This is a genomic window from Mesorhizobium sp. WSM4308 (assembly GCF_002294905.1).
GTDB lineage: Bacteria > Pseudomonadota > Alphaproteobacteria > Rhizobiales > Rhizobiaceae > Mesorhizobium.
The window spans coordinates 170,023-189,812 of record NZ_NSFW01000001.1 but is presented as its reverse complement, the minus strand read 5'-3'; the positions used below and the strand labels follow the sequence as shown (position 1 = coordinate 189,812).

At 63.3% G+C, this 19,790-nt stretch carries 20 protein-coding genes; 14 read left to right on the top strand and 6 right to left on the bottom strand.

What is annotated here, in order from left to right:
* The first annotated feature begins 112 nt into the window (after positions 1-112).
* From CK227_RS00930 to CK227_RS00905, 6 genes are all read left to right on the top strand, one after another.
* Positions 113-991, top strand: a complete 879-nt coding sequence (locus CK227_RS00930; RefSeq protein WP_245318036.1) for an SMP-30/gluconolactonase/LRE family protein — start codon at positions 113-115, stop codon at positions 989-991.
* A gap of 198 nt (positions 992-1,189) precedes the next feature.
* Complete coding sequence (locus CK227_RS00925) at positions 1,190-2,074, top strand: ABC transporter permease (RefSeq protein WP_095771101.1); 885 nt, start codon at positions 1,190-1,192, stop codon at positions 2,072-2,074.
* Positions 2,071-2,892 carry an ABC transporter permease gene (locus CK227_RS00920; protein WP_095771100.1) on the top strand — a complete coding sequence of 274 codons (822 nt, stop codon included), beginning with the start codon at positions 2,071-2,073 and terminating at the stop codon, positions 2,890-2,892. Before CK227_RS00925 ends, CK227_RS00920 begins: the two co-directional genes overlap by 4 nt.
* Before the next feature lie 25 nt (positions 2,893-2,917).
* Positions 2,918-3,988, top strand: coding sequence for an ABC transporter substrate-binding protein (locus CK227_RS00915; RefSeq protein ID WP_095771099.1), 1,071 nt, complete (start codon positions 2,918-2,920; stop codon positions 3,986-3,988).
* A 175-nt stretch (positions 3,989-4,163) separates the two neighbouring features.
* Positions 4,164-4,772, top strand: a complete 609-nt coding sequence (locus CK227_RS00910) for a cupin domain-containing protein (protein WP_095771098.1) — start codon at positions 4,164-4,166, stop codon at positions 4,770-4,772.
* Positions 4,762-5,847: an ABC transporter ATP-binding protein gene (locus CK227_RS00905; protein ID WP_095771097.1), complete on the top strand. Its 1,086-nt coding sequence runs from the start codon at positions 4,762-4,764 to the stop codon at positions 5,845-5,847. Before CK227_RS00910 ends, CK227_RS00905 begins: the two co-directional genes overlap by 11 nt.
* Positions 5,848-6,299: 452 nt before the next feature.
* Here the strand turns inward: CK227_RS00905 and CK227_RS00895 are convergent, their stop codons facing one another.
* Complete coding sequence (locus tag CK227_RS00895) at positions 6,300-7,004, bottom strand: SOS response-associated peptidase (RefSeq protein ID WP_095771096.1); 705 nt, start codon at positions 7,002-7,004, stop codon at positions 6,300-6,302.
* A gap of 187 nt (positions 7,005-7,191) precedes the next feature.
* Here CK227_RS00895 and CK227_RS00890 point away from each other — a divergent pair, with 187 nt between their 5' ends.
* Both CK227_RS00890 and CK227_RS00880 read left to right on the top strand, forming a co-directional pair.
* A complete protein-coding gene (locus CK227_RS00890) occupies positions 7,192-7,545 on the top strand; it encodes a SnoaL-like domain-containing protein (RefSeq protein ID WP_095771095.1) in 354 nt (117 codons plus the stop codon).
* 275 nt (positions 7,546-7,820) lie between these two features.
* Positions 7,821-8,168, top strand: a complete 348-nt coding sequence (locus CK227_RS00880) for an ArsC family reductase (RefSeq protein ID WP_095771094.1) — start codon at positions 7,821-7,823, stop codon at positions 8,166-8,168.
* Positions 8,169-8,271: 103 nt separating this feature from the next.
* On the opposite strand, the gene CK227_RS00875 is transcribed toward CK227_RS00880, so the two are convergent.
* From CK227_RS00875 to CK227_RS00865, 3 genes are all read right to left on the bottom strand, one after another.
* Entirely contained in the window at positions 8,272-8,628 is a 357-nt protein-coding gene (locus tag CK227_RS00875; RefSeq protein WP_095771093.1) for a DUF488 domain-containing protein, read from the bottom strand.
* Positions 8,629-8,651: 23 nt separating this feature from the next.
* Positions 8,652-9,908, bottom strand: a complete 1,257-nt coding sequence (locus tag CK227_RS00870) for an aminopeptidase (protein WP_095771092.1) — start codon at positions 9,906-9,908, stop codon at positions 8,652-8,654.
* Between the two features lie 187 nt (positions 9,909-10,095).
* Complete coding sequence (locus CK227_RS00865) at positions 10,096-11,010, bottom strand: LysR substrate-binding domain-containing protein (protein ID WP_095771091.1); 915 nt, start codon at positions 11,008-11,010, stop codon at positions 10,096-10,098.
* 96 nt (positions 11,011-11,106) lie between these two features.
* Here CK227_RS00865 and CK227_RS00860 point away from each other — a divergent pair, with 96 nt between their 5' ends.
* The 3 genes from CK227_RS00860 to sbmA all read left to right on the top strand — a co-directional run bounded on the left by CK227_RS00860 (position 11,107) and on the right by sbmA (position 13,982).
* Entirely contained in the window at positions 11,107-11,331 is a 225-nt protein-coding gene (locus CK227_RS00860) for a hypothetical protein (RefSeq protein ID WP_095771090.1), read from the top strand.
* Between the two features lie 115 nt (positions 11,332-11,446).
* Positions 11,447-12,607: a YbfB/YjiJ family MFS transporter gene (locus CK227_RS00855; protein ID WP_095771089.1), complete on the top strand. Its 1,161-nt coding sequence runs from the start codon at positions 11,447-11,449 to the stop codon at positions 12,605-12,607.
* A 115-nt stretch (positions 12,608-12,722) separates the two neighbouring features.
* Positions 12,723-13,982, top strand: a complete 1,260-nt coding sequence (gene sbmA / locus CK227_RS00850) for a peptide antibiotic transporter SbmA (RefSeq protein WP_095771088.1) — start codon at positions 12,723-12,725, stop codon at positions 13,980-13,982.
* A gap of 37 nt (positions 13,983-14,019) precedes the next feature.
* Here the strand turns inward: sbmA and CK227_RS00845 are convergent, their stop codons facing one another.
* Positions 14,020-15,027, bottom strand: a complete 1,008-nt coding sequence (locus CK227_RS00845; RefSeq protein WP_095771087.1) for a polysaccharide deacetylase — start codon at positions 15,025-15,027, stop codon at positions 14,020-14,022.
* Between the two features lie 215 nt (positions 15,028-15,242).
* Here CK227_RS00845 and CK227_RS00840 point away from each other — a divergent pair, with 215 nt between their 5' ends.
* Both CK227_RS00840 and der read left to right on the top strand, forming a co-directional pair.
* On the top strand, positions 15,243-15,908 hold the full coding sequence (locus tag CK227_RS00840) for a tetratricopeptide repeat protein (RefSeq protein WP_095771086.1): 666 nt from the start codon (positions 15,243-15,245) through the stop codon (positions 15,906-15,908).
* 63 nt (positions 15,909-15,971) lie between these two features.
* Positions 15,972-17,411 (top strand): ribosome biogenesis GTPase Der, encoded by a 1,440-nt coding sequence (gene der / locus CK227_RS00835; protein ID WP_095771085.1) that lies wholly within the window; start codon positions 15,972-15,974, stop codon positions 17,409-17,411.
* Between the two features lie 18 nt (positions 17,412-17,429).
* Here der and CK227_RS00830 read toward each other — a convergent pair whose 3' ends face one another.
* Complete coding sequence (locus tag CK227_RS00830) at positions 17,430-18,347, bottom strand: LysR substrate-binding domain-containing protein (protein WP_095771084.1); 918 nt, start codon at positions 18,345-18,347, stop codon at positions 17,430-17,432.
* A gap of 119 nt (positions 18,348-18,466) precedes the next feature.
* Here CK227_RS00830 and CK227_RS00825 point away from each other — a divergent pair, with 119 nt between their 5' ends.
* The gene (locus CK227_RS00825; protein WP_095771083.1) at positions 18,467-19,759 is read left to right on the top strand and encodes an MFS transporter; all 1,293 of its coding nucleotides are present in this window, start codon (positions 18,467-18,469) and stop codon (positions 19,757-19,759) included.
* The last annotated feature ends 31 nt before the right edge of the window (positions 19,760-19,790 follow it).

Genomic DNA, 19,790 nt, shown 5'->3' with positions numbered 1-19,790 from the left:
ACATGTTTTCTTGAAATGTGTATATCTTTGGGAAATCTTGTCTGTCAATAGCGGTTGACTACGCGACAGTTGGAGGGGAAGGGCAGTGGATAGCGGAGAAAAACGGCCAGGCTTGGCGTTCGATGCCCAGGATATCGTCGGTGAGAGCCTGCTCTGGGACGAGAACAGGAAGACACTGATCTGGGTGGATATAGTCGGGCGACGCATCCACCAGCTCGATCCGGTTACTCGCGATCATCAGAGTTGGCAGACACCGGACCTCGCAACCTCGATTGGCCTGCGCGGGGACGGTGGCGCGATCGTCGGGCTGCGAAAGGATGTGGCTCTGTGGGATTTCGGAGAAGCCTTCAGGACGATCGCGACGATCGAACCGGACAGCCCTGACACACGGTTGAATGAGGGCGTGGTCGCCCCGGACGGCTCGTTCTGGGTCGGCACCATGGAAAACAACATCGACGACGATGATCTTGCGCGCGATATTTCGCGAGATGCGGGGCGGATCTATCGCGTCGACACAGCCGGCATTGTCGAGGCGCTCAGTGCCGATCGCTTCGGCATCACCAACACGATGATCTGGACAGCGGATAATGCCTTCATCACGGCGGACACGACGAAGAACCAGGTCTTTCGTTATCGCTGGGACAGGGTGCGGTCGCGAATAACCGATAGGCGTCCTTTCTTCTCGGACTTTCCACGCGGTCTGCCGGACGGGTCGTGCATGGATGCGGAAGGCTATGTCTGGAACTGTCGCGTTGCGGGGGGCGGGTGCCTGGTTCGCATTTCACCTGACGGGGTCCTGGACAAGGTGGTGGACCTGCCGTGCAGCTGGCCCACGAGCTGCACCTTCGGCGGCGAGAATTTCGATACCCTCTTCGTCACTTCGGCGCGGTTTACCATGAGCGAGAGACATTTGCAGGCAAACCCGCAGGAGGGCGGGCTGTTCGCGGTGCGCGCAGGCGTTCGAGGCACACCGGCCAAACGGTTCGGATGAGATTAGCTGACGAACGCGGCCGAGAACGGCAGGCTTACCAGGTCGGCTACGGCTTTTTGACCATACCGGGCAAAGCCCCAAGCGTTCCGGCAGTCGCTGGAGCGTTGATGACGACCAATTCAGGAAAGCCGGATTCTGCTTGACAGTTTCACGAATATGAAAAATTGTTAGCCAATTTCAAATTTGGTGGGCAGGTCGATGTCGGCCTTAGTTGCAGCACAAGCGCCAGCGGCCCGGTCTTCATCGGGCTTCCGGCTCGCCATGCTTTTGCCAGGGGCGCTGGTCACTTTCCTGCTGATCCTGTTCGCGCTTGGCCTAGTGCTGTTCCTCGCCTTCCGCGGCAATGACGGCTCGCTCCTCGGCGTCGGGCTGACCATCGAGAACTTCGTCACCGTGGCCACCGATCCGCTCTACTGGACGGTGACGCTGCGCTCGCTGGTCATCGCCGGCCTGGTGACGCTGGCAACCGTCGCCACCGCCTATCCCGTCGCCTATTATCTTGCCTTCCATGCCGGGCGCCGGCGCGGCCTGCTCTTGTTCCTGGTGACGCTGCCATTCTGGACCAGCTATCTCCTGCGCGTCTTCGCCTGGAAGATCGTGCTCGCCTATAACGGCGTCCTGAACTCGGCGCTGATCGAAAGCGGCATCTGGTCGGAGCCGACACTGGCCTTTCTCAACACGCCGGCCGCTGTGGTCGTCACGCTGGCTCACGCCTATGCGCCCTTCGCCATCCTGCCGATCTATGTGGCGCTCGACACCATCCCGAAATCGCTGCTCGAGGCTGCCTCCGACCTCGGCGCGCGGCCGTTTACCGCGTTCCGCCGCGTCGTGCTGCCGAACTCCATGCCGGGCGTGCTGGCGGCCGCGCTCGTCGTCTTCGTGCCGACGGTCGGCGACTATGTCACGCCGGCCATGGTCGGCGGCCCGGCCAGCACCATGATCGGCACGCTGATCCAGTCGCAGTTCGGCAAGGCCAATGATTGGCCGTTCGGCGCCGCCCTTTCGGTCTGTGTCATGCTGGTCATCCTCGTCGTGGTGCTGGTCGCGCGCGGCGCCGACCGCAGATTTGGCAGCCGCACATGAAAGCCGAACGCGCCGGCACGAAACGGGATGGCCGCTGGCTCGGCCTCTACGTGCTTGCCTATCTGGTGTTTCTCTATCTGCCGGTCCTGCTGATTCCGCTGTTTTCCTTCAACGATTCCATCCAGGCGGCATTTCCGCTGCAGGGTTTTACGTCGCAATGGTATGCGACGCTCTACGGCAATCCGGCGCTGTCCGGCGCGCTCCTGAACAGCCTCGTCATCGGCGCCATCGCCGCTTCCGGCGCCACGCTGTGCGGCATCACCGTGTCCTATATGGACCTCTATGGCCGCTCGCCGCTTGCCGCCACCATAAGCGCCATAGCCCGGCTGCCGATCCTCATCCCTGGCGTCATCGTCGGCATATCGTTGCTGATCCTGATCAACCTCATCGGCCTTGGGCCGTCGCGAGTCGCCATCGTGCTCGGCCACATACTCGTGGCTTTGCCGACGACCGTGGTCGTCATGCGCAGCCGTTTCGCCGCCATCCCCAGGACGGTTCGTGAGGCGGCGCTCGACCTCGGCGCCTCCGACTGGACGACGTTCCGGCGCGTCATGCTGCCGCTCAGCCTGCCCGCCGTGCTGTCGGCCTTCATGCTGGCCTTCCTGATCTCCTTCGACGAGTTCATCGTCGTCTTCTTCCTTGCCGGAACCGAGCCGACCCTGCCGCTCTATATCTGGAGCCAACTGCGCTTTCCCCGCTCGCTGCCGACCGTCATGGCGCTGGGGACGGTGATCCTGGCCACATCCTTCATCATCGCCGGCACTGCCGAGATCCTGCGCCATCGCGGGCTCGGTGCCGCGCGCCGCGATCCAGCCTGACCATAACAATGAGAGGAGAACGAAAATGACATTCCACCTGACATCGATAACCGGATACAAGGCGCGCGCCGGCCTCGCCGCGCTGGCGCTAGCACTGTCTTCGACCGTAGCGCCGGCCGCCGAAAAGCTGCAATATTTCACCTGGTCGGGTTACGAACTGCCTGATTTCAACAAGAGCTTCCTCGCCGCCCATCCCGATGGCGTCGAGGCCTCGATCTTCGGCGACGACGACGATGCCTTCACCAAGGTCAAGGCCGGCTTCCGGCCCGACATCGCGCATCCCTGCTACGACAAGGTGGCGCGCTGGAACAAGGAAGGCCTGCTGCAGCCGATCGACACCAAGCGCATCAAGAACTGGGATTCGATCTTCCCGGTGTTCAAGAACCTGCCCGACCTGCAGGCCGGCGACGGCAAGGTGTGGATGGTGCCGTGGGACTGGGGCAACACCTCCATCCTCTACCGCACCGATCTGGTGAAGAACCCCGAGGCAAGCTGGAACCTGCTGTGGGACAAGCAATATGCCGGACGCATGGCGACGATCGACGCCGTGCATGACACGCCGATCGTCGCCGCGCTTCTGGCCGGCGTCAATCCGTTCGACATGACGCCCGCTGAGATGGACAAGGTCGCGGCAAAGCTGCGCGAACAACGCCCGCTGCTGTCGAGCTACACCACGGACATGACGTCGGTCGAGCAGGCGCTGGCCAGCGGCCAGCTTGTCGCCGCCATGACCTGGAACGCGTCGGCCACCTCGCTGAAGAAGCAGGGCGTGCCGGTCGAGTTCATGAAGCCGAAGGAAGGCATGCTGACCTGGGCCTGCGGCTTTGTGATGTTGAAGGACGCCAAGAATGTCGATCTCGCCTATGATTTCATCAACAGCCGGCTCGATGCCGATTCGGGCAAATATCTCATTCAGTCCTATGGCTATGGCAGTTCTCTGAGCACCGCCTTCGCCGGCGTGGCGAAGGAGGAACTGGAGAAACTGCAGCTGCCGTCCGATCCCGAGGTGATGCTGAAGAACACCATCTTCACCGGGCCGATGAAGCAGAATGACGATATGGCCAAGATGTTCGAGAAGGTGAAGGCTGGCGGGTGAGCACTCTTGCCTTCTCCCCTTGCGGGAGAAGGTGGCCGCGAAGCGGCCGGATGAGGGGTGTTCCGGGGAACGCCAGCGTCTCACTCCGCTGGAACACCCCTCATCCGTCTCGGCGCTGCGCGCCGATCCACCTTCTCCCACAAGGGGAGAAGGGAAAGACAACGAGGACGAATGCATGGACATGCTGGACGACGCCGCCGAAAAACCCAGGGACGATGCCGATGTTCGCGTCGGGCGCCGTGTGCGGGCGCTGCGGCTGGAGCGGCGCCTGTCACTGGCCGAACTGGCGGCCAGGGCAGGCGTGTCGATCGGCGCGCTGAGCCAGATCGAGCGCGGCATGTCCTCGCTGCGCGTCAAGGTGATCTGGCCGCTCGCCGCCGCCCTCGACATCGAGCCTTCGGCGCTGATCGCCGATGGCGACGAGGCCGTCAACGATCTCTATTGCGTGCGCGCCGACAAGCGGCGCTCCATTCCCGTCAAGTCGGAAGGCATTGCCAAGGCGCTGCTGTCGCCGCCCGGTGCGACGCTGACCGGCATGCTGGTGACGGTGGAGGCCGGTGGCGGCACGGCGGAAGCCTATGCCCATGCCGGTCATGAATTCGGCTACGTGCTTTCGGGCGAGGCCGAACTGGTGGTGGACTCGACAAAATACGGGCTGAAGACCGGCGACAGCTTTGCCTTCAAGAGCACGCTGTTGCATGCCTTCCGCAATCCCGGCGCCGAGCAATGCCAGATCCTGTGGGTCAACACCACGAAGCCTTCCGAGGTTCGCGATGGCGCCTGATCCACTCGTCCGGTTGCAGGCGGTCTCCAAGGTTTTCCCGGGCGGCATCGTTGGGCTCGATACCGTCGATCTCGACATTATCAGCGGCGAGTTCATCACGCTGCTCGGGCCGTCAGGCTGTGGCAAGACCACCAGCCTGCGCGTCATCGCCGGCTTCGAAAGCCCGTCGAGCGGCAAGGTCTTGCTTGACGGCCGCGACATCACGGCGCTTCGGCCTTTCGACCGGCCGGTCAATACGGTGTTCCAGGATTACGCGCTGTTTCCGCATATGGATGTCGCCGACAATGTCGGCTTCGGCCTGTCATTGCGCAGATTGTCGGGAATCGAGCAGGCAAAGCGGGTCGGCGAAGCGCTGGACATGGTCGGTCTCGCCGACAAGCTTCGCGCCCGTGTTTCCGAATTGTCGGGCGGCCAGCGCCAGCGCGTGGCACTTGCTCGCGCCATCGTCTGCGAGCCGCGCGTGCTCTTGCTCGACGAGCCGCTGTCGGCGCTGGACGCGCATCTGCGCGAACAGATGCAGGTCGAACTGAAGCGGCTGCAGTCGCGGCTCGGCACGACCTTCGTCATGGTCACCCATGACCAGACCGAGGCTCTGTCGATCTCCGATCGCATCGTCGTCATGAACAAGGGCCGCATCGAGCAGATCGCGCCGCCGGCGACGCTCTATGACCGGCCTGCGACGAAGTTCGTGGCGAGCTTCATCGGCACCATGAACCTGCTGCAGTCGCGCTTTGTCGGCCGCGACGGCGATCGTTTGCGCTTCACTGCCGGCGCTCTGCCGCTGGAGGCTACCTCCGAAACCGGCCAGGCACCCGGCGAAGGTGAGATGCGCACCATCGGCGTGCGTCCGGAGGACTTGCTGGCCGCCACCGAGGCGACCGAAGGAACCGCGCCGGCGCGGGTGAACAGCATCGTCTTCCACGGCCGTACCTTGCGGCTGCATGCTGAACTTGGGCAGGGGTTCCCGGTGGTGATCGATGCGCCGCGCCAGGCCGAGGGGTTTCAATTCAGCATTGGCGATGTGGCGCATGTCAGCCTGCGCCGTGGCGCCAACTGCCCCATGCTGCCGGGCTAGCCTCTTCCGCCTTCGCATGGTCGCCCGCAACCGCGGGTCTGATCGACATGTGAACAAACGACCATGGAATTAAGTAGGAATTGACTAATCTAGGAAGACATTCCTAAATTAGTTGATGCCGGAATTGAGCACCCGACCGCGCCGAAATGTACAAACCCTATGCCTCGCGCACGAAGTGGGGCAACTCATTCGTGTCCGATGCCGGCACTGCAACATCACCCGGCACTATCTGCCCGGCGATCTCGCGAAGCTTGTCGGTGACATTCCCTTTTGGGATGTCGAACGGCATATGCGGTGCGAGCGCTGCAAGCTTCGCGAGCTTGATGCCGACATAATTTTGCCGAGCGCTGCTGAGCGCTTGAAAATTCGCGTGAGACGCCTTGTCGAAATCCGCATGGTTCGCCGTGTGATATGGCGAGACGAGGAATGAGGAACGCGGCTATCCCTTCAGCCTAGAACAGAGACCCTTGGGCCGGTGCCTGCTGCGGAAACTTGATTTGTGTGGCTGGCTTCTCAACGATGACCAACGCGTTGTCTGGCGCTGTTCGCTGCAAATGCCGTGCTTCTGCCCAGGGTGCCGTCAGCCAGGCCTCGGTCTCCTCCGACGTGGTCAGGATTACTGGCATGGCCTTCTCATGGATCGGCGCGATGAGGGCGTTAGGCTTGGTTGTCATGAAGGCAAATAACTCGAAGTCGCCCGGTCCGTCCTTGACCTTTCGAACACCCTGCCAACGGGTCCAGAAGCCGGCGAAGAAGAACAGCGGCCGGCATTCGTCACGGGCAAACCAGTAATTGCGCTGGATGCCTGTTTCTGGGTCCTTGTCGCTCGGTGTCGGGCTGGGTTCGGCAAAACTGGTGACCGGTACGACGCATCTATGCTCGACCCCGACAAACTGTTGCCAGTGCGAATATTGTGGATTGCGAACGTTGGTCGTGCCGTAGTCGGCCTTACCCTTCATGCGCTCTGGTGGCGTCGGCAACCCCCAAAGCAGTTTCGCCAGCTCACGCTTCCCGTCTGCCGTGTTGCGGACGACCGGGCCGGGCTGATTGGGGTAGATGTCAACGGAAGGTTCAAGGTTGCCGCTGATATCGCGCAGCGCGCGCGTCCATTGGCGGACCGCCTCTTGCGTCGTGGTTATGTTGTAGAGGTTGCACATGCATCCAGCATTGCGGAATTGGCTTGCGTCCGCAACCGAGGCCGCTGCCCGCGCTCCTGCAATTCATCGTCACAGAGCCGCGCTATATCGATCGTCCTGACACACTTTGTCAGCTGTCATGTGGGCACAGGTGGCAGACGGGCAGGCTCTTCCCTAATTGCAGTGCGTCTGAACAGGAGGAACACACATGACCATCACGGACATTGCCAAGGATTTCACCGAACTCCTCAAGCAGGGTGATAACGCCGGTGCTGCTGAAAAATACAATGCCGACGACATCGCCAGCTACGAAGCCATGGAGGGCCCGATGGCCGTCAGCCATGGCAAGGAGGCCCTCAGGCAGAAAAGCCAATGGTGGCAGGAAAACCATGAAGTGCATGGCGGCTCGGTCGAAGGGCCCTATGTCAACGGCGACCAGTTCGCGGTGCGCTTCAAGTTTGACGTCACGCCCAAGGCCACCGGCGAGCGTGTCGCCATGGACGAGGTTGGCCTCTACACAGTCAAGAACGGCAAGATCACCGAAGAGCGCTTCTACTACTGAGGCTGGAAGCTCCGACTTCGGAGTCGGCTCTTCGCTACAGGATCGAGAAACAAGCATGGCGGCCGGGACGGTGTCCTGGCCTCCATGCGAGAGGTTCAAATCGTCTTCACATACTCGGCAAGCTGATCGGTCACAGTGCCCCAGCCATCGAAGAAACCCATCTCATCATGGTTGTTGCCCGAATATTCCGCAGTTACGGGCCTGGGTGCTGGCAAAGCGGGAAGGGCGGTTTTAGGCTGTGGGACGGATTCGACTGTCAGCTTGAGGGACGCGCTTTGACGATTACGATCTACGGCATCACCACCTGCGACACGGTCAAGAAGGCGCGCGTCTGGCTGGAGAGCCATGACGTGGCCTATCGCTTCCACGATTTTCGTACGGAGGGGCTGGACGCGAAGCGGCTCGATGGCTGGGTCGGCAAGGTCGGCTGGGAAAAGCTGCTCAACAAGGGCAGCACCACATTCCGAGAACTGGCGGACAAGGACAAGCAAGGCATCGATGAAAAGAAGGCCAAGGCGCTGATGCTGGCCACGCCGACGATGGTCAAGCGGCCGGTGCTGGAAATCGGCGATCGGGTTCTGGTTGGGTTCAAGCCGGATGTTTATGAGCAGGCGGTGAAGTAGGTAGCGAAGCCGTTGAAGCTGCCGATCTCCCCCCTTGTGGGGGAGATGTCCGGCAGGACAGAGGGGGGCGCTGTCCCGCCGGCCCCAGAAAGTTATGGCCGCCTCAGCCTCTCCCGCGCAAATACTCCGCCAGCGCCACCGCGTTGTTGTGCGCCTCGTCATGGGCGCCGTAGAGCAGCGTTACCTTGCCGTGGCGGAGCAGGTCGCGCAGTTGCGCAACCGCCTCACCATTCCCATCCAACTCGACGCGATAGCGTTTCTGGAACTCCGCCCAGCGTGCGGGCTCATGCCCGAACCACTTCCGCAACTCGTCGCTCGGCGCGATCTCCTTCAGCCACAGCGCCAGCGCGGCATGCTCCTTGCTGACGCCGCGCGGCCAGATGCGATCGACCAGCACCCGCTGCCCGTCATCGGCAGCGGCCGGCTCGTAGATCCGCTTGACCATCAGGCCGAACGCCATTCGACCTCCCTACGCCGAACCCCTCAGGCCCACTCGCCCTTGCGCATCACCGGCACGCGGCTGCCGTCCTTGTGGACGCCGTCAATGTCGATCTTGTCCGAGCCGATCATCCAGTCGATGTGAATGAAACTCTTGTTGCCGCCGCGCGCGGCGATCTCGTCCTGGCTGAGCGAGGCACCGTCGACAAAGCACTTGGAATAGCACTGGCCGAGCGCGATGTGGCAGGCGGCGTTTTCGTCGAAAAGCGTGTTGAAGAACAACAGGCCGCTGGCCGAGATCGGCGAGGAATGCGGCACCAGCGCCACCTCGCCGAGACGCCGGGCGCCCTCGTCGGTGTCGAGCACCTTCTTCAGCACATCCTCGCCCTTCGACGCCTTGGCCTCGACGATCCTGCCTTCCTCGAAACGCACCGAAATCTCGTCGATCAACGTTCCCTGGTAGGACAGCGGCTTGGTCGAGGAGACATGGCCCTCGACGCGCCTGGCATGCGGCGTGGTGAAGACCTCCTCGGTCGGGATGTTGGGATTGCAGGTGATGCCGTTCTTGGCGGTCGAGGCGCCGCCCATCCATTCATGGCCGTCCGCCAGCCCGACCGTCAGGTCGGTGCCTGGTCCGGTGAAGTGCAGCGCATGGAAATTATGGCCGTTCAGCCATTCGGTTCGGCCGCGCAGCGCGGCGTTGTGCGCCTTCCAATTGCCGATCGGGTCTTCCACATCGACCCGCGACGCCGCGAAGATCGCGTCGGCGAGCTTCGCCACCGCGACATCGTCGGCGTCATCGGGAAACACCTGCTTGGCCCAGGCGAGGTCCGGATAGGCGACGATGTTCCAGTTGATGTCGAAGCCGGTGATCTTTTCCAGCGCCGGCTGGTAGGCCATGGAATTGGCCTTGTTGGCGCGCGCCACTTTTGCCGGGTCCTGCGCCGACAGGAGCGACGGATCCTCGCCGCGCACGGCAAGCCTGGCGGCATTGTTGGAAAAAGCCTTCGCCATGCCTTCATAGAGCCAGCCGGCGGCGCGATCGAAGCTGGCGTCGGCGCCGAAGCGATAGCGCGCCAGCGTCATCTCGTCATCGTTGAAGATCGGTGTCACCAGACCGGCACCGGCCTTGTAGGCATGCTCGACGATGCGCCTGGTCAGCGGCAATGCCGCGATCGACGAGGTCAGTACGAGATCCTGGCCGGGCTGCAATTGCAGGCCGACCTTGATGGCGACTTCCGCCAGCCTGTCGAGCTTCACCGTGTCGATCGTTGCGGAAACGCCGCGCGAATGTGTAGTCATGATCCTGCCTGCCGTGATGTGAGGTCCGATACCTTACATAGACCGGCGCCACCCGCCTTTCCACCGCGATTGCGCTGGGCCAGTTCAGGCCATGGCCCCCAAAAGCGGGCACCGGTTTTCGAAAAAAGATCATGGTCGGCCAAAAGCGACAGAGCCTCATCCCGATTCCATCGGGATGGGACAGGCTTTATGCCGCGCTTTCGAGTGATCCGAACTGCGCCATCGTCGCCTCGATCTCTTCCTTGATCCAAGCCTTGAAATCCCGGACCTTGCGGCTCTCCGTCTTGGCCGACGCGGTCACCAGCCAATAGCCGAGTCCGCTCTGGGCGCGGATGCTGAACGGCGCCACCAGCCGCCCGTCGGCCAGCGCATCCGCCGTCAGCAACTGCCAGCCCAGCATCACGCCATGGCCGGCGATCGCCGATTCCAGGCACAGCATCGGGTCCGTGAAGCGCGCGCCTTTCTGGAAGGTGACGGGCGCAACACCGGCCGCCGCGAACCAACTCTCCCAGTTGATCATCGCCCGCTCGTCGGTGATGGCGCAGGTCTGCGCAAGGTCCTCGATCGATTTCAGTTTTCGGGCGATGTCGGGCGCGCAGACCGGGAACACTTCCTGCGCCAGGAGCAGTTCAGCCCGCCCGCCGGACCATTTGCCGTCGCCAAGCCGGATGGCGATGTCGACGTCGGAATGGTCGAGATTGGCCAGCCGCACCGAAGCGTCGATGCGCAACAGCACGTTGGGATGGCGGTCGAAGTGGCGCGACAGTCTGGGCAGCAGCCATTTCGAAGCGAAGGCTGGCGCTGCCGAGACGACCAATGTGCATTGGCTCGCTTCGTCGGCCAGCGCCACGGCCTGGGCAAGCTCGCGAAATCCAGCCCCGAGGCGGGTCGCGAAGACGGCGCCGAACTCGGTCAGCACCAGACCGCTCGCCGTGCGCTCGAACAGCGCCTGGCCGAGCTGCTTTTCGGTGCGGCTTATCTGCTGGCTGACGGCGCTGACGGAAACGTTGAGCTCACCGGCGGCCGCCGCTAGCGAGCCGAGACGGGCAACGGTTTCGACGGCACGAAGGCCGTTGAGATGAACGCGGTTAAGCATGGCCATTTGAGATTTTCTAAACTGGTCCGGCTGAAATCTCAATTGAAAGACGCGAGGGAACGGCAGACTTTGTCGATGGGAGCCAGATTTGAGGAGGCTCAAATGTTAAGGCTGTTGTCGTCACTGAAGGTTCTGTTTGCTGCGGGCACGCCGTCCGGGTCGCGCGCGCAAAGCGACACGCAGACCTGGCTGACCGATCCGCTGTCGCATCCTGTGCTGAACACCATGTCGGAGCGTGAATTGGGCGACGTGCCGTTCAGGCTGACGGCGCGGCGAACGGTGCACGAGACCGCTTCATTGCACGCCGGTTTGGGTGGGCGCTGCTGAGCCGACGACGCGCCTTCGGCTTGACTGGAAGTCGAACCCGTCGCGCCTCTGCGCGCGCACTGGCCCAACGGATGGCGGATTGTTTCAACGATCCCTGCATTTATTGTGCGCTGCAATGAGATCGGCCACCTCAACAGCACTGCGCTTCACCCTCGCCGGCATGATCGCGATGGCGGTGGCCATGGGCATCGGCCGCTTCGTCTACACGCCGATCCTGCCCGGCATGATGGAGGAGCTGCATCTGTCGCCGGCCAACGCCGGGTGGATCGCGTCCGCCAACTATCTCGGCTACCTCGTCGGCGCGTTTGTGGCGGCGGGCGGCTGGGCGCATGGGCGCGAGCGTGTGCTGATGCTGGGCGGTCTTGGCGCCAGCACCATCCTTGCCGCGTTGATGGGGCTGACCGACGCCATGGCCGCCTTTCTCCTCATCCGCTTTCTGGCCGGTCTGGCCAGCGCCTTCGTCATGGTCTTCATGGCCAGCATCGTTTTCAGCCATATCAATGCCGCCGGTCGCGGCGACCTGCAGGCCTGGCATTTTGGCGGCGTCGGCCTCGGCATCGCGATCTCCGCGGTGATGATGGCGGGGCTGGTGACCGAGCATGCCGGCTGGGCCGCGGGCTGGTTGTGGTCGGCGGCAATTTCGGCTTGTGGCTTCGTGGTCGTGGCGCTGCTGGCGAACGAAGGCCCGCTCACAAACGGCCAAGCCGTCCGTGAACCGGCGCTGCCGAAAGACCGGTCGCTGATGAAAATCATCATCGCCTACGGCCTGTTTGGCTTTGGCTATGTGGTGACGGCGACGTTCCTGGTCGCCATCGTCCGCCAGGGCGGCGGCGGCCGGGTCTTCGAGGCCATGGTCTGGCTGGTCGCCGGTCTTGCCGGTTTTCCCTCGGCCTGGCTGTGGCAGAAGATAGCCGGGCGGGTCGGGCTGAACGCCGCCTATGCGCTGGCATGTCTCATAGAAGTGATCGGCGTCACCGCCAGCGTGGCGCTTGGCGGATATTTAGGACCACTGCTTGGCGGTTTGCTGCTCGGCGGCACCTTCATCGCCATCACCGCGCTTGGCCTGCAGGCCGCGCGGCAGCAGGCGCCGCAGGCGCCCCGGCGCATCTTTGCCTTGATGACGGCGTCGTTCGGCCTTGGCCAGATCATCGGCCCGATCGCCGCCGGCCTGTTGGCGCAGATGTCAGGCGATTTCTTCCTCGCTTCGATCGTCGCCGCGGCCATGCTGGTGGTCTCCGGCGCCATCACATGGTCGGCCGTGCCAAAATCGCCATGATTTGTGGTCTTGCTCTGCGCCGGGCATCGGGGCAGGCATTTTCTTTCCCCCTAATGTGTGACCTTATGCCCGCCGAAGTCAGCTGATTTGCCCCCCAAGCAAGGAATTCGCCACAGTGTTCGTATCCTTCTTCCCGCAGCCGAAGCTCTTTTTCTCTTCGGCCGCCATTTGGAGCCTTGCGGCAATCCTGTTCTGGTTTTTCGGCGGTGAGCAATTGGGCGCCGTTTTCGGCCTGCCAGCCGCCGCCGCCGATGCGCCGCCCATCATCGGCATCGCTGTTCTCGTGTCGAAGCCGTTCCTCTGGTTCTACATCTATTTCGTGGCCTGCGTGGCCATCTTCTACGCATTCTGGAGTTGGTATTCGCCGCATCCGTGGCAGCGCTGGTCGATCCTGATGACGGCGGTCATCCTGTTCTTCATCTATTTCAATGTGCAGGTAAGTGTCGCCGTCAACGCCTGGTACGGGCCTTTCTTCGACTATGTGCAGGGGCTGATGTCAGGGACCGGAAAATCGACCAACGGTGAATTTTATACCGGGCTGGCCGACTTTTCCTGGCTCGCGCTGGTCGGCATGAATGTGCAGGTGGTCAATGCCTTTATCGTCAGCCATTGGATATTCCGCTGGCGCACGGCGATGAACAACTACTTCATCGAGAACTGGACCAGGCTGCGCCATATTGAGGGTGCTTCGCAGCGCATCCAGGAAGACACGATGCGGTTTTCGCAGATCATGGAAGATCTCGGCTCCAGCTTCGTCCAGTCGATCATGACCTTGATCGCTTTCCTGCCAGTGATGATCCAGCTGCAGGCCCATATCAGCGAATTGCCGATCGTCGGCGCGATCCCGCAGCCCCTGGTGGTCGCGGCGCTGGCCTGGTGTCTGTTCGGAACGATCTCCGTGATGATTGCCGGCCTGAAACTTCCGGGGTTGCAGTTCCGCAACCAGCGCGTCGAAGCCGCTTACCGTAAGGAACTGGTATACGGTGAGGATCATGCCGACCGTGCACAGCCTGCCACCACCGCCGAACTGTTCGCCAATGTCCGGCACAATTATTTCAGGCTCTATTTCCACTACATCTATTTCAACGTCGTCCGGTACACCTACCTGCAGGCCGACAACATCTTCTCGCTGCTGATCCTGGGTCCGTCGCTGGTCGCGCACAAGATAACGTTCGGCGCGCTGAACCAGATCTCGAACGCCTTCGGCAAGGTGACGGGTTCGCTGCAATTCCTGCTCACCTCGTGGTCGACCATTGTCGAGCTGCAATCGGTCCACAAGCGCCTGCGCGCTTTCGAGGCGACGCTGCTGGGCGAGCCTTTGCCCGATATCGATCGGCGCTATCTGGCAAGGCAGGGCGCCGAGGATCCGGCCTAGAAATCTGAGGGTTTGGAAATCGAACCGGGTTGGCGGCTCAGCCGCCAACCGAGGCCTGCTTCTGGCCGGCAGACTGCCGCGAAACGTAGTCGCGAAAGCTGATGCATTCGACATCGGCCTTGACGCAGACCTCGCCGGCAAAGCGCTCCAGGGCGTTCCAGTAGGCGCCGTCATTCATCAGCGTGAAGTGGAAGCCGAGTTCCAGCGGAATGCGCTTGCCCTGATACTGCGCGTCGAAGGCGGCGCGAAAGGCCTGATAGGTCCGGTTAGCGAACTCGTCCGCCATGCTCGGCCGCTCGAAACCGCCGGAATGCCTGACATAGAGATTGTAATCCATGGCGATTACCGGCCTGGATTTCGGTCCTTCCGGGATCTGCGGCAGTGAAAAGCGGGTGATGCCGCCGACGGTCGGCGGCTGGGCAGGACCTTGCGAGACGCCGCTGGCGTCGAACTCGTAGCCGGCGGCGGGCAAGGCCTCGTAAAGCGCCTTGCTGGCCGACAGATACGGCGCGCGGAAACCGATCACGGCATGCCGTGCGAAGTCGCGCCAGCCAGCGGGCTCAGGCGCGATGCCGTTGATTGCATAGGCATTCTCTAAAATGTGTTCGAACGAGGCGAATTCTTTCAGCCAGTCGGCCTTGCTCCAGTCCTTGCCGTCGAAATGGCCGCAGGCATGGCTGGCGATATCGTGGCCTTCATGCGTGGCAAGGCCGATCTGCTCGAGCCGCTCGGCCACTTCCTGCTTGGAAGCGGCAAAGCCGATGTTGGATTTGCCGGCCGTTTTGCCTGGTGCGGTGTATTCCTGGCGTGTCTCCTGCGACAGCAGGAAGACGCAGGAGAGAAAATAGGTGAAATGCGCGCCGGTGCGCTGCGCCAGCGCCCGGCTGCGCTTCCACTGCGAGATGTCGCGGGCGCTGTCGAAGGAGATGATCACCATCTGCTTCGGTTTTGCCGGCATTGGCGGCGCGGGCGGATCGGCCAGGGCCACGCCGGCGGTGGCGAGGGAGACAAGCGAAAACGCGGCAACGCGGGACAAACAAGGCATCGGCAAACTTACAGGCTCCGGGCGGTCAGCAAGCCGGCTATCCCCGAAATGTGGCATGGGTGCGATTGGGCTTTCTGCCGGTTTGCCTGGGCAAACATCCGTTTGCCCGGTGGGAATAGGCGATTTTCAGGCCGAACCCCTTCCATGCCGACAAAATTTCGCTAAAACGCGGGCTCATGAACCGCCCCGGCCCGGGGCAGGAATGGTTTTGATTGATGTCCGACGACAGTTTTATCCGTGAAGTCAACGACGAGATGCGTCGCGAGCAGGCGCAGAAGCTGTGGGACCGTTTCGGCCCGGCCTTGCTCGTCATCGCCATCCTCGTGGTGCTCGGCACCGCCGCCTTCGTCGGCTATCGCTATTGGGACGAGACGCGCGCCAACCGCTCCGGCGATGCCTTCTCGCAGGCCTTGAAACTGGCCAATGACGGCAAGAACGACGAGGCGCTGGCCGCGCTCGACCAGCTGGAAAAGGATGGCTACGGCGCCTATCCGCTGCTTGCCCGCATGCGTGCCGCCACCGTCAAGGCGAGCAAGGGCGACGCTGCTGGCGCCGTCAAGGATTTCGACGATGTCGCCGCCGACACCGCCATCCCCCAGGGCATTCGCGACATGGCGCGGCTCAGGGCAGCGCTGCTGCTCGTCGACCACGGCTCCTTCGCCGACGTGTCCAGCCGCGTCGAGGCGCTGACATCGGACACCAACACGCTGCGCCACACGGCGCGCGAGGCGCTCGGCCTTGCCGCCTGGAAGGAAGGCAAGACCCAGGACGCGTTGAAACTGTTCGACCAGATCGCCGCCGATGACGGCGCCCCGCGCAACATCCGCGAGCGGGCAACGCTGATGTCCGAGCTGATCCGCGGCTCGGGCAATGCCTCGTAAATGCATGTCGCCCAAAAGTGCGCAGCGGTTTTGGGACAACGACATGCATGATTGTAGGACCGTATGACCTTCAAAGTCGCCATCATCGGCAGACCTAACGTCGGCAAATCGACCCTTTTCAATCGGCTGGTGGGAAGGAAGCTCGCGCTTGTCGACGACACGCCGGGCGTCACCCGCGACCGTCGCGTCCATGCCGCCAAGCTTTACGATCTGCATTTCGACGTCATCGACACCGCCGGTTTCGAGGACGCCGGCGCATCGACCTTGCCCGGTCGCATGCGCGCGCAGACCGAGATCGCCATCCACGAAGCCGACCTGATCTTCTTCACCATCGACGCCAAGTCCGGCCTGCTGCCGGATGATAGGACCTTCGCCGAGATCGTGCGCAAGTCCGGCAAGCCGGTCGTACTGGTCGCCAACAAGGCCGAGGCCAAGGGCGCGCAGGGCGGCATGCTGGAAGCCTGGGAGCTTGGACTTGGCGAGCCGATCCCGGTTTCCGCCGAACATGGCCAGGGCATGCCCGATCTGCGCGATGCGGTGATCGCGGCACTCGGCGAGGGGCGCGCTTTCGGTGAGGACGAAGAGGGCGAAGACGACGAGATCGCCGCCACCGAGGTGCTGATCGGCGAGGATATTGCCGACCCCGACGCCGAGGATGTGCACGCTTACGACGAAACCAAGCCGATGCGCATCGCCGTCGTCGGCCGCCCGAACGCCGGCAAGTCGACGCTGATCAATGCGCTGATCGGCGAGGAGCGGCTGCTGACCGGACCAGAAGCCGGCATCACCCGCGATTCGATCTCGGTCGACTGGGATTGGCACGGCCGCCGGCTGAAGCTGTTCGACACGGCCGGCATGCGCCGCAAGGCGAGGATCCACGAAAAGCTGGAAGTGATGTCGGTGCAGGACGGCTTGCGCGCCATCCGCTTCGCCGAGATCGTCATCATCGTACTCGATGCCACCATTCCCTTCGAGAAGCAGGATCTGCAGATCGCCGACCTGATCATCCGCGAGGGAAGGGCGCCGGTAATCGCCTTCAACAAATGGGACCTCATCGATCATCCGCAGGAACTGCTGGCGGAACTGCGCGAGAAGACCGAGCGGCTGCTGCCGCAGGTGCGCGGCATCCAGGCGGTGCCGGTCTCGGCCGAAACCGGGCGCGGCCTCGACAAGCTGATGGATGCGGTTCTCAGAACCCACAAGGTCTGGAACAGCCGCGTCTCGACCGGCAAGCTCAACCGCTGGCTCGAAGCCATACTGGCGCATCATCCGCCGCCCGCCGTTGCCGGGCGCCGGCTCAAGGTCAAGTACGTCACCCAGGCCAAGACCCGGCCGCCGGGCTTCGTGGTCCAGTGCTCGCGTCCGGATGCGATGCCGCAATCCTATGTGCGCTATCTCTCCAACAGCCTGCGCGAAGCCTTCGACATGCCGGGCGTGCCGATCCGCATTGCGCTGCGCACCTCCGACAATCCGTTCGCCGGCCGGGCCAAGAAGCGCGGCTGAGCCTCAGTGCTCGTCCGATCAGGCGACCGCACGCAGGCCGGTAGTCCCCGCATTGCCCGGCAAGGCCTGCCGCGCCGCCTCCAGCAATATGGCGGCGAGGCGGGCCGCCACCGGCTCGGGTTCGGCATCCCGGCGGTGCAGAAAGAGCGCCATCTTGGGCAGTGCCGGCAGACCGGCAATCTCCGGCGTCATCGCGCTGACGCTGGCCGGCAGGCCGACATCGGTGCGGATCGTCAGCCCCAGGCCAGCCGCCACGGCCGCCCAGATGCCGCCGAGGCTCGGGCTGGAGAAGGCCATGCGCCAGGGCAGCCCGGCGCGATCGAGCGTCTCGGTCGCAACCGTGCGCAACAGGCATGGCGCCTCGAGCGCCACCAGCGGCAGCGGTTCGCCGTCGCGCAGGCTGGTCTCGATGCGCCTTGCCGGGCCGATCCAGCGCATGGGAACATCGGCGACATGCTCGCTGTAGGGCAGCGTCTGGCCGCTATGCCAGGCGAGCGCGATGTCGAGGCTGCCTGACATCACCCTTTCGGCAAGCTCGTGGCTGCGCGCGATCCTGGCCTCGATCTTGACCTTGGGGTGGGCACGGGCGAAGCGACCGAGCACATCCGGTAGCACCGCTTCGCCAAAATCCTCCTGCAGGCCGAGCCGCACCCAGCCTTCCAGTTCGACATCATGGATCGCCGCCGCCGCCTCGTCATTCAGCTCGAGCAGCCGGCGCGCATAGCCGAGCATGGTCTCGCCGGCCTCCGTCAAGGCCAGCCCACGCCCCGATTTGCGGAAGATCGGCGTCGCTGCCTGCTCCTCCAGTTTCTTCAATTGCGCGCTGACCGCCGAGGTCGACCGGCCAAGCCGGTCGGCGGCCTTGGCAAAGCTGCCCAGCTCCATGCCGGTGACGAAACTGCGGAGAACGTCGAGGTCGAAGGTCACGCGTCGCATGGAAACGTCCTGTTTTTCAGGATCAATAATCAAAAACTTCCTGATTTTAAGGATGAACTTATGGCGCTAGGGAAATGCCGTCAAGATCCACGCGACTGGACCACCACGGGAATGAAACCATGTCCTCCATTGTCGACTGCACCGACCAAGACACGCAAAAACCCCTGGGAGGCAGTGCTGCCGGCCCTGCCGGAAGGGTATTCAGCCCTGGCCACCGCTGGAAGGTCCTGGGCATCGGTGTCGCCGCGAACGCCAGCTTCTCGGCCACCTTCTCCGGCATACCGGCAACGGCGGTCGTGCTTCGTCAGGGCTATCACCTGAGCAATGCCGAACTTGGCCTGGCACTCGGCCTTCTCGGCCTGGGGGTTGCGCTGAGCGAATTGCCCTGGGGCTTGCTCACCGATCGCTGGGGCGACCGCCGCGTGCTGCTGATCGGGCTTGGCGCGACGGCGGCCTGGCTCCTTGCCATGGCCATGCTCGTCGTGCCGACAAGGTCAGGCGTTCCCGATGTCATGCTCCTGTCGGCAAGCCTGCTCCTCACCGGCCTGCTCGGCGGCAGCGTCAATGGCTCGAGCGGCCGAGCCATTATGGGCTGGTTCCGGGAAAGCGAGCGCGGTTTCGCCATGAGCATAAGGCAGACGGCGGTGCCACTTGGCGGCGGCCTAGGCGCGCTTGTCCTGCCTTCGCTCGCCTTAGCTTTCGGCTTTGCCGCGGTGTTCGCGCTGCTGGCCGGCGTCTCCGCTCTCTCGGCGCTGTTTGCCTGGCGCTGGCTGCATGAGCCGCCGACGGCGGGGCACGTCGTCGCGTCGGCTGTGGCCGGACCGGCGCCGCTACGCAACATCGAGGTCTGGCGCATCGCCACCGCCATCGGCCTGCTCTGCTTCCCGCAGGTGGCCGTGCTCACCTTCGCATCGGTCTTCCTGCACGACTTCGTCGGGCTGGGGACGGCGGCGATCAGCGCGAGCCTCGCCGCCGTGCAGATCGGCGCCATGGTCATGCGCGTCTGGAGCGGCCGCTTCACCGACCGCCATGGCAACCGCCGCCAGCTTCTGCGCGCATGCAGTGCGCTCAGCGGCTTGGCCTTCTCTGTGCTTTGGCTGATGGTCATGGCCAGCCCCACATTGCCGGGCGGCCAGTCCTTGCTGATTGCCGTCCTTCCCTTGGTGCTGATTGTCGCGGGTATCTCGGTTTCCGCCTGGCACGGCGTCGCCTATACCGAACTTGCCACGCTGGCCGGCGCCGGCCATGTCGGAACCGCGCTCAGCTTGGCCAACACCTTCGTCTTCGTCGGCTTCTTCCTGGTGCCGGTGGCCATCCCCGGACTGCTGCACCTCTGGTCATGGTCAGGCGTATGGTTGTCGGCCGCCATCTGCGCGCTGGTCGCCTGGCCCGTCTTCCTGCGGCCGGCCTGAACGTCCCGGCCGCAAAACCGCCCGACTTCCA

Coding starts and splice junctions, on each gene's coding strand:
- CK227_RS00840 (WP_095771086.1), top strand. CDS start 15,243: ATGTCCGACGACAGTTTTATCCGTGAAGTCAACGACGAGATGCGTCGC.
- der (WP_095771085.1), top strand. CDS start 15,972: ATGACCTTCAAAGTCGCCATCATCGGCAGACCTAACGTCGGCAAATCG.
- CK227_RS00890 (WP_095771095.1), top strand. CDS start 7,192: ATGACCATCACGGACATTGCCAAGGATTTCACCGAACTCCTCAAGCAG.
- CK227_RS00895 (WP_095771096.1), bottom strand. CDS start 7,004: ATGTGCAACCTCTACAACATAACCACGACGCAAGAGGCGGTCCGCCAA.
- CK227_RS00915 (WP_095771099.1), top strand. CDS start 2,918: ATGACATTCCACCTGACATCGATAACCGGATACAAGGCGCGCGCCGGC.
- CK227_RS00855 (WP_095771089.1), top strand. CDS start 11,447: ATGAGATCGGCCACCTCAACAGCACTGCGCTTCACCCTCGCCGGCATG.
- CK227_RS00920 (WP_095771100.1), top strand. CDS start 2,071: ATGAAAGCCGAACGCGCCGGCACGAAACGGGATGGCCGCTGGCTCGGC.
- CK227_RS00860 (WP_095771090.1), top strand. CDS start 11,107: ATGTTAAGGCTGTTGTCGTCACTGAAGGTTCTGTTTGCTGCGGGCACG.
- CK227_RS00830 (WP_095771084.1), bottom strand. CDS start 18,347: ATGCGACGCGTGACCTTCGACCTCGACGTTCTCCGCAGTTTCGTCACC.
- CK227_RS00865 (WP_095771091.1), bottom strand. CDS start 11,010: ATGGCCATGCTTAACCGCGTTCATCTCAACGGCCTTCGTGCCGTCGAA.
- CK227_RS00870 (WP_095771092.1), bottom strand. CDS start 9,908: ATGACTACACATTCGCGCGGCGTTTCCGCAACGATCGACACGGTGAAG.
- CK227_RS00845 (WP_095771087.1), bottom strand. CDS start 15,027: ATGCCTTGTTTGTCCCGCGTTGCCGCGTTTTCGCTTGTCTCCCTCGCC.
- CK227_RS00825 (WP_095771083.1), top strand. CDS start 18,467: ATGTCCTCCATTGTCGACTGCACCGACCAAGACACGCAAAAACCCCTG.
- CK227_RS00910 (WP_095771098.1), top strand. CDS start 4,164: ATGGACATGCTGGACGACGCCGCCGAAAAACCCAGGGACGATGCCGAT.
- CK227_RS00875 (WP_095771093.1), bottom strand. CDS start 8,628: ATGGCGTTCGGCCTGATGGTCAAGCGGATCTACGAGCCGGCCGCTGCC.
- CK227_RS00925 (WP_095771101.1), top strand. CDS start 1,190: ATGTCGGCCTTAGTTGCAGCACAAGCGCCAGCGGCCCGGTCTTCATCG.
- CK227_RS00905 (WP_095771097.1), top strand. CDS start 4,762: ATGGCGCCTGATCCACTCGTCCGGTTGCAGGCGGTCTCCAAGGTTTTC.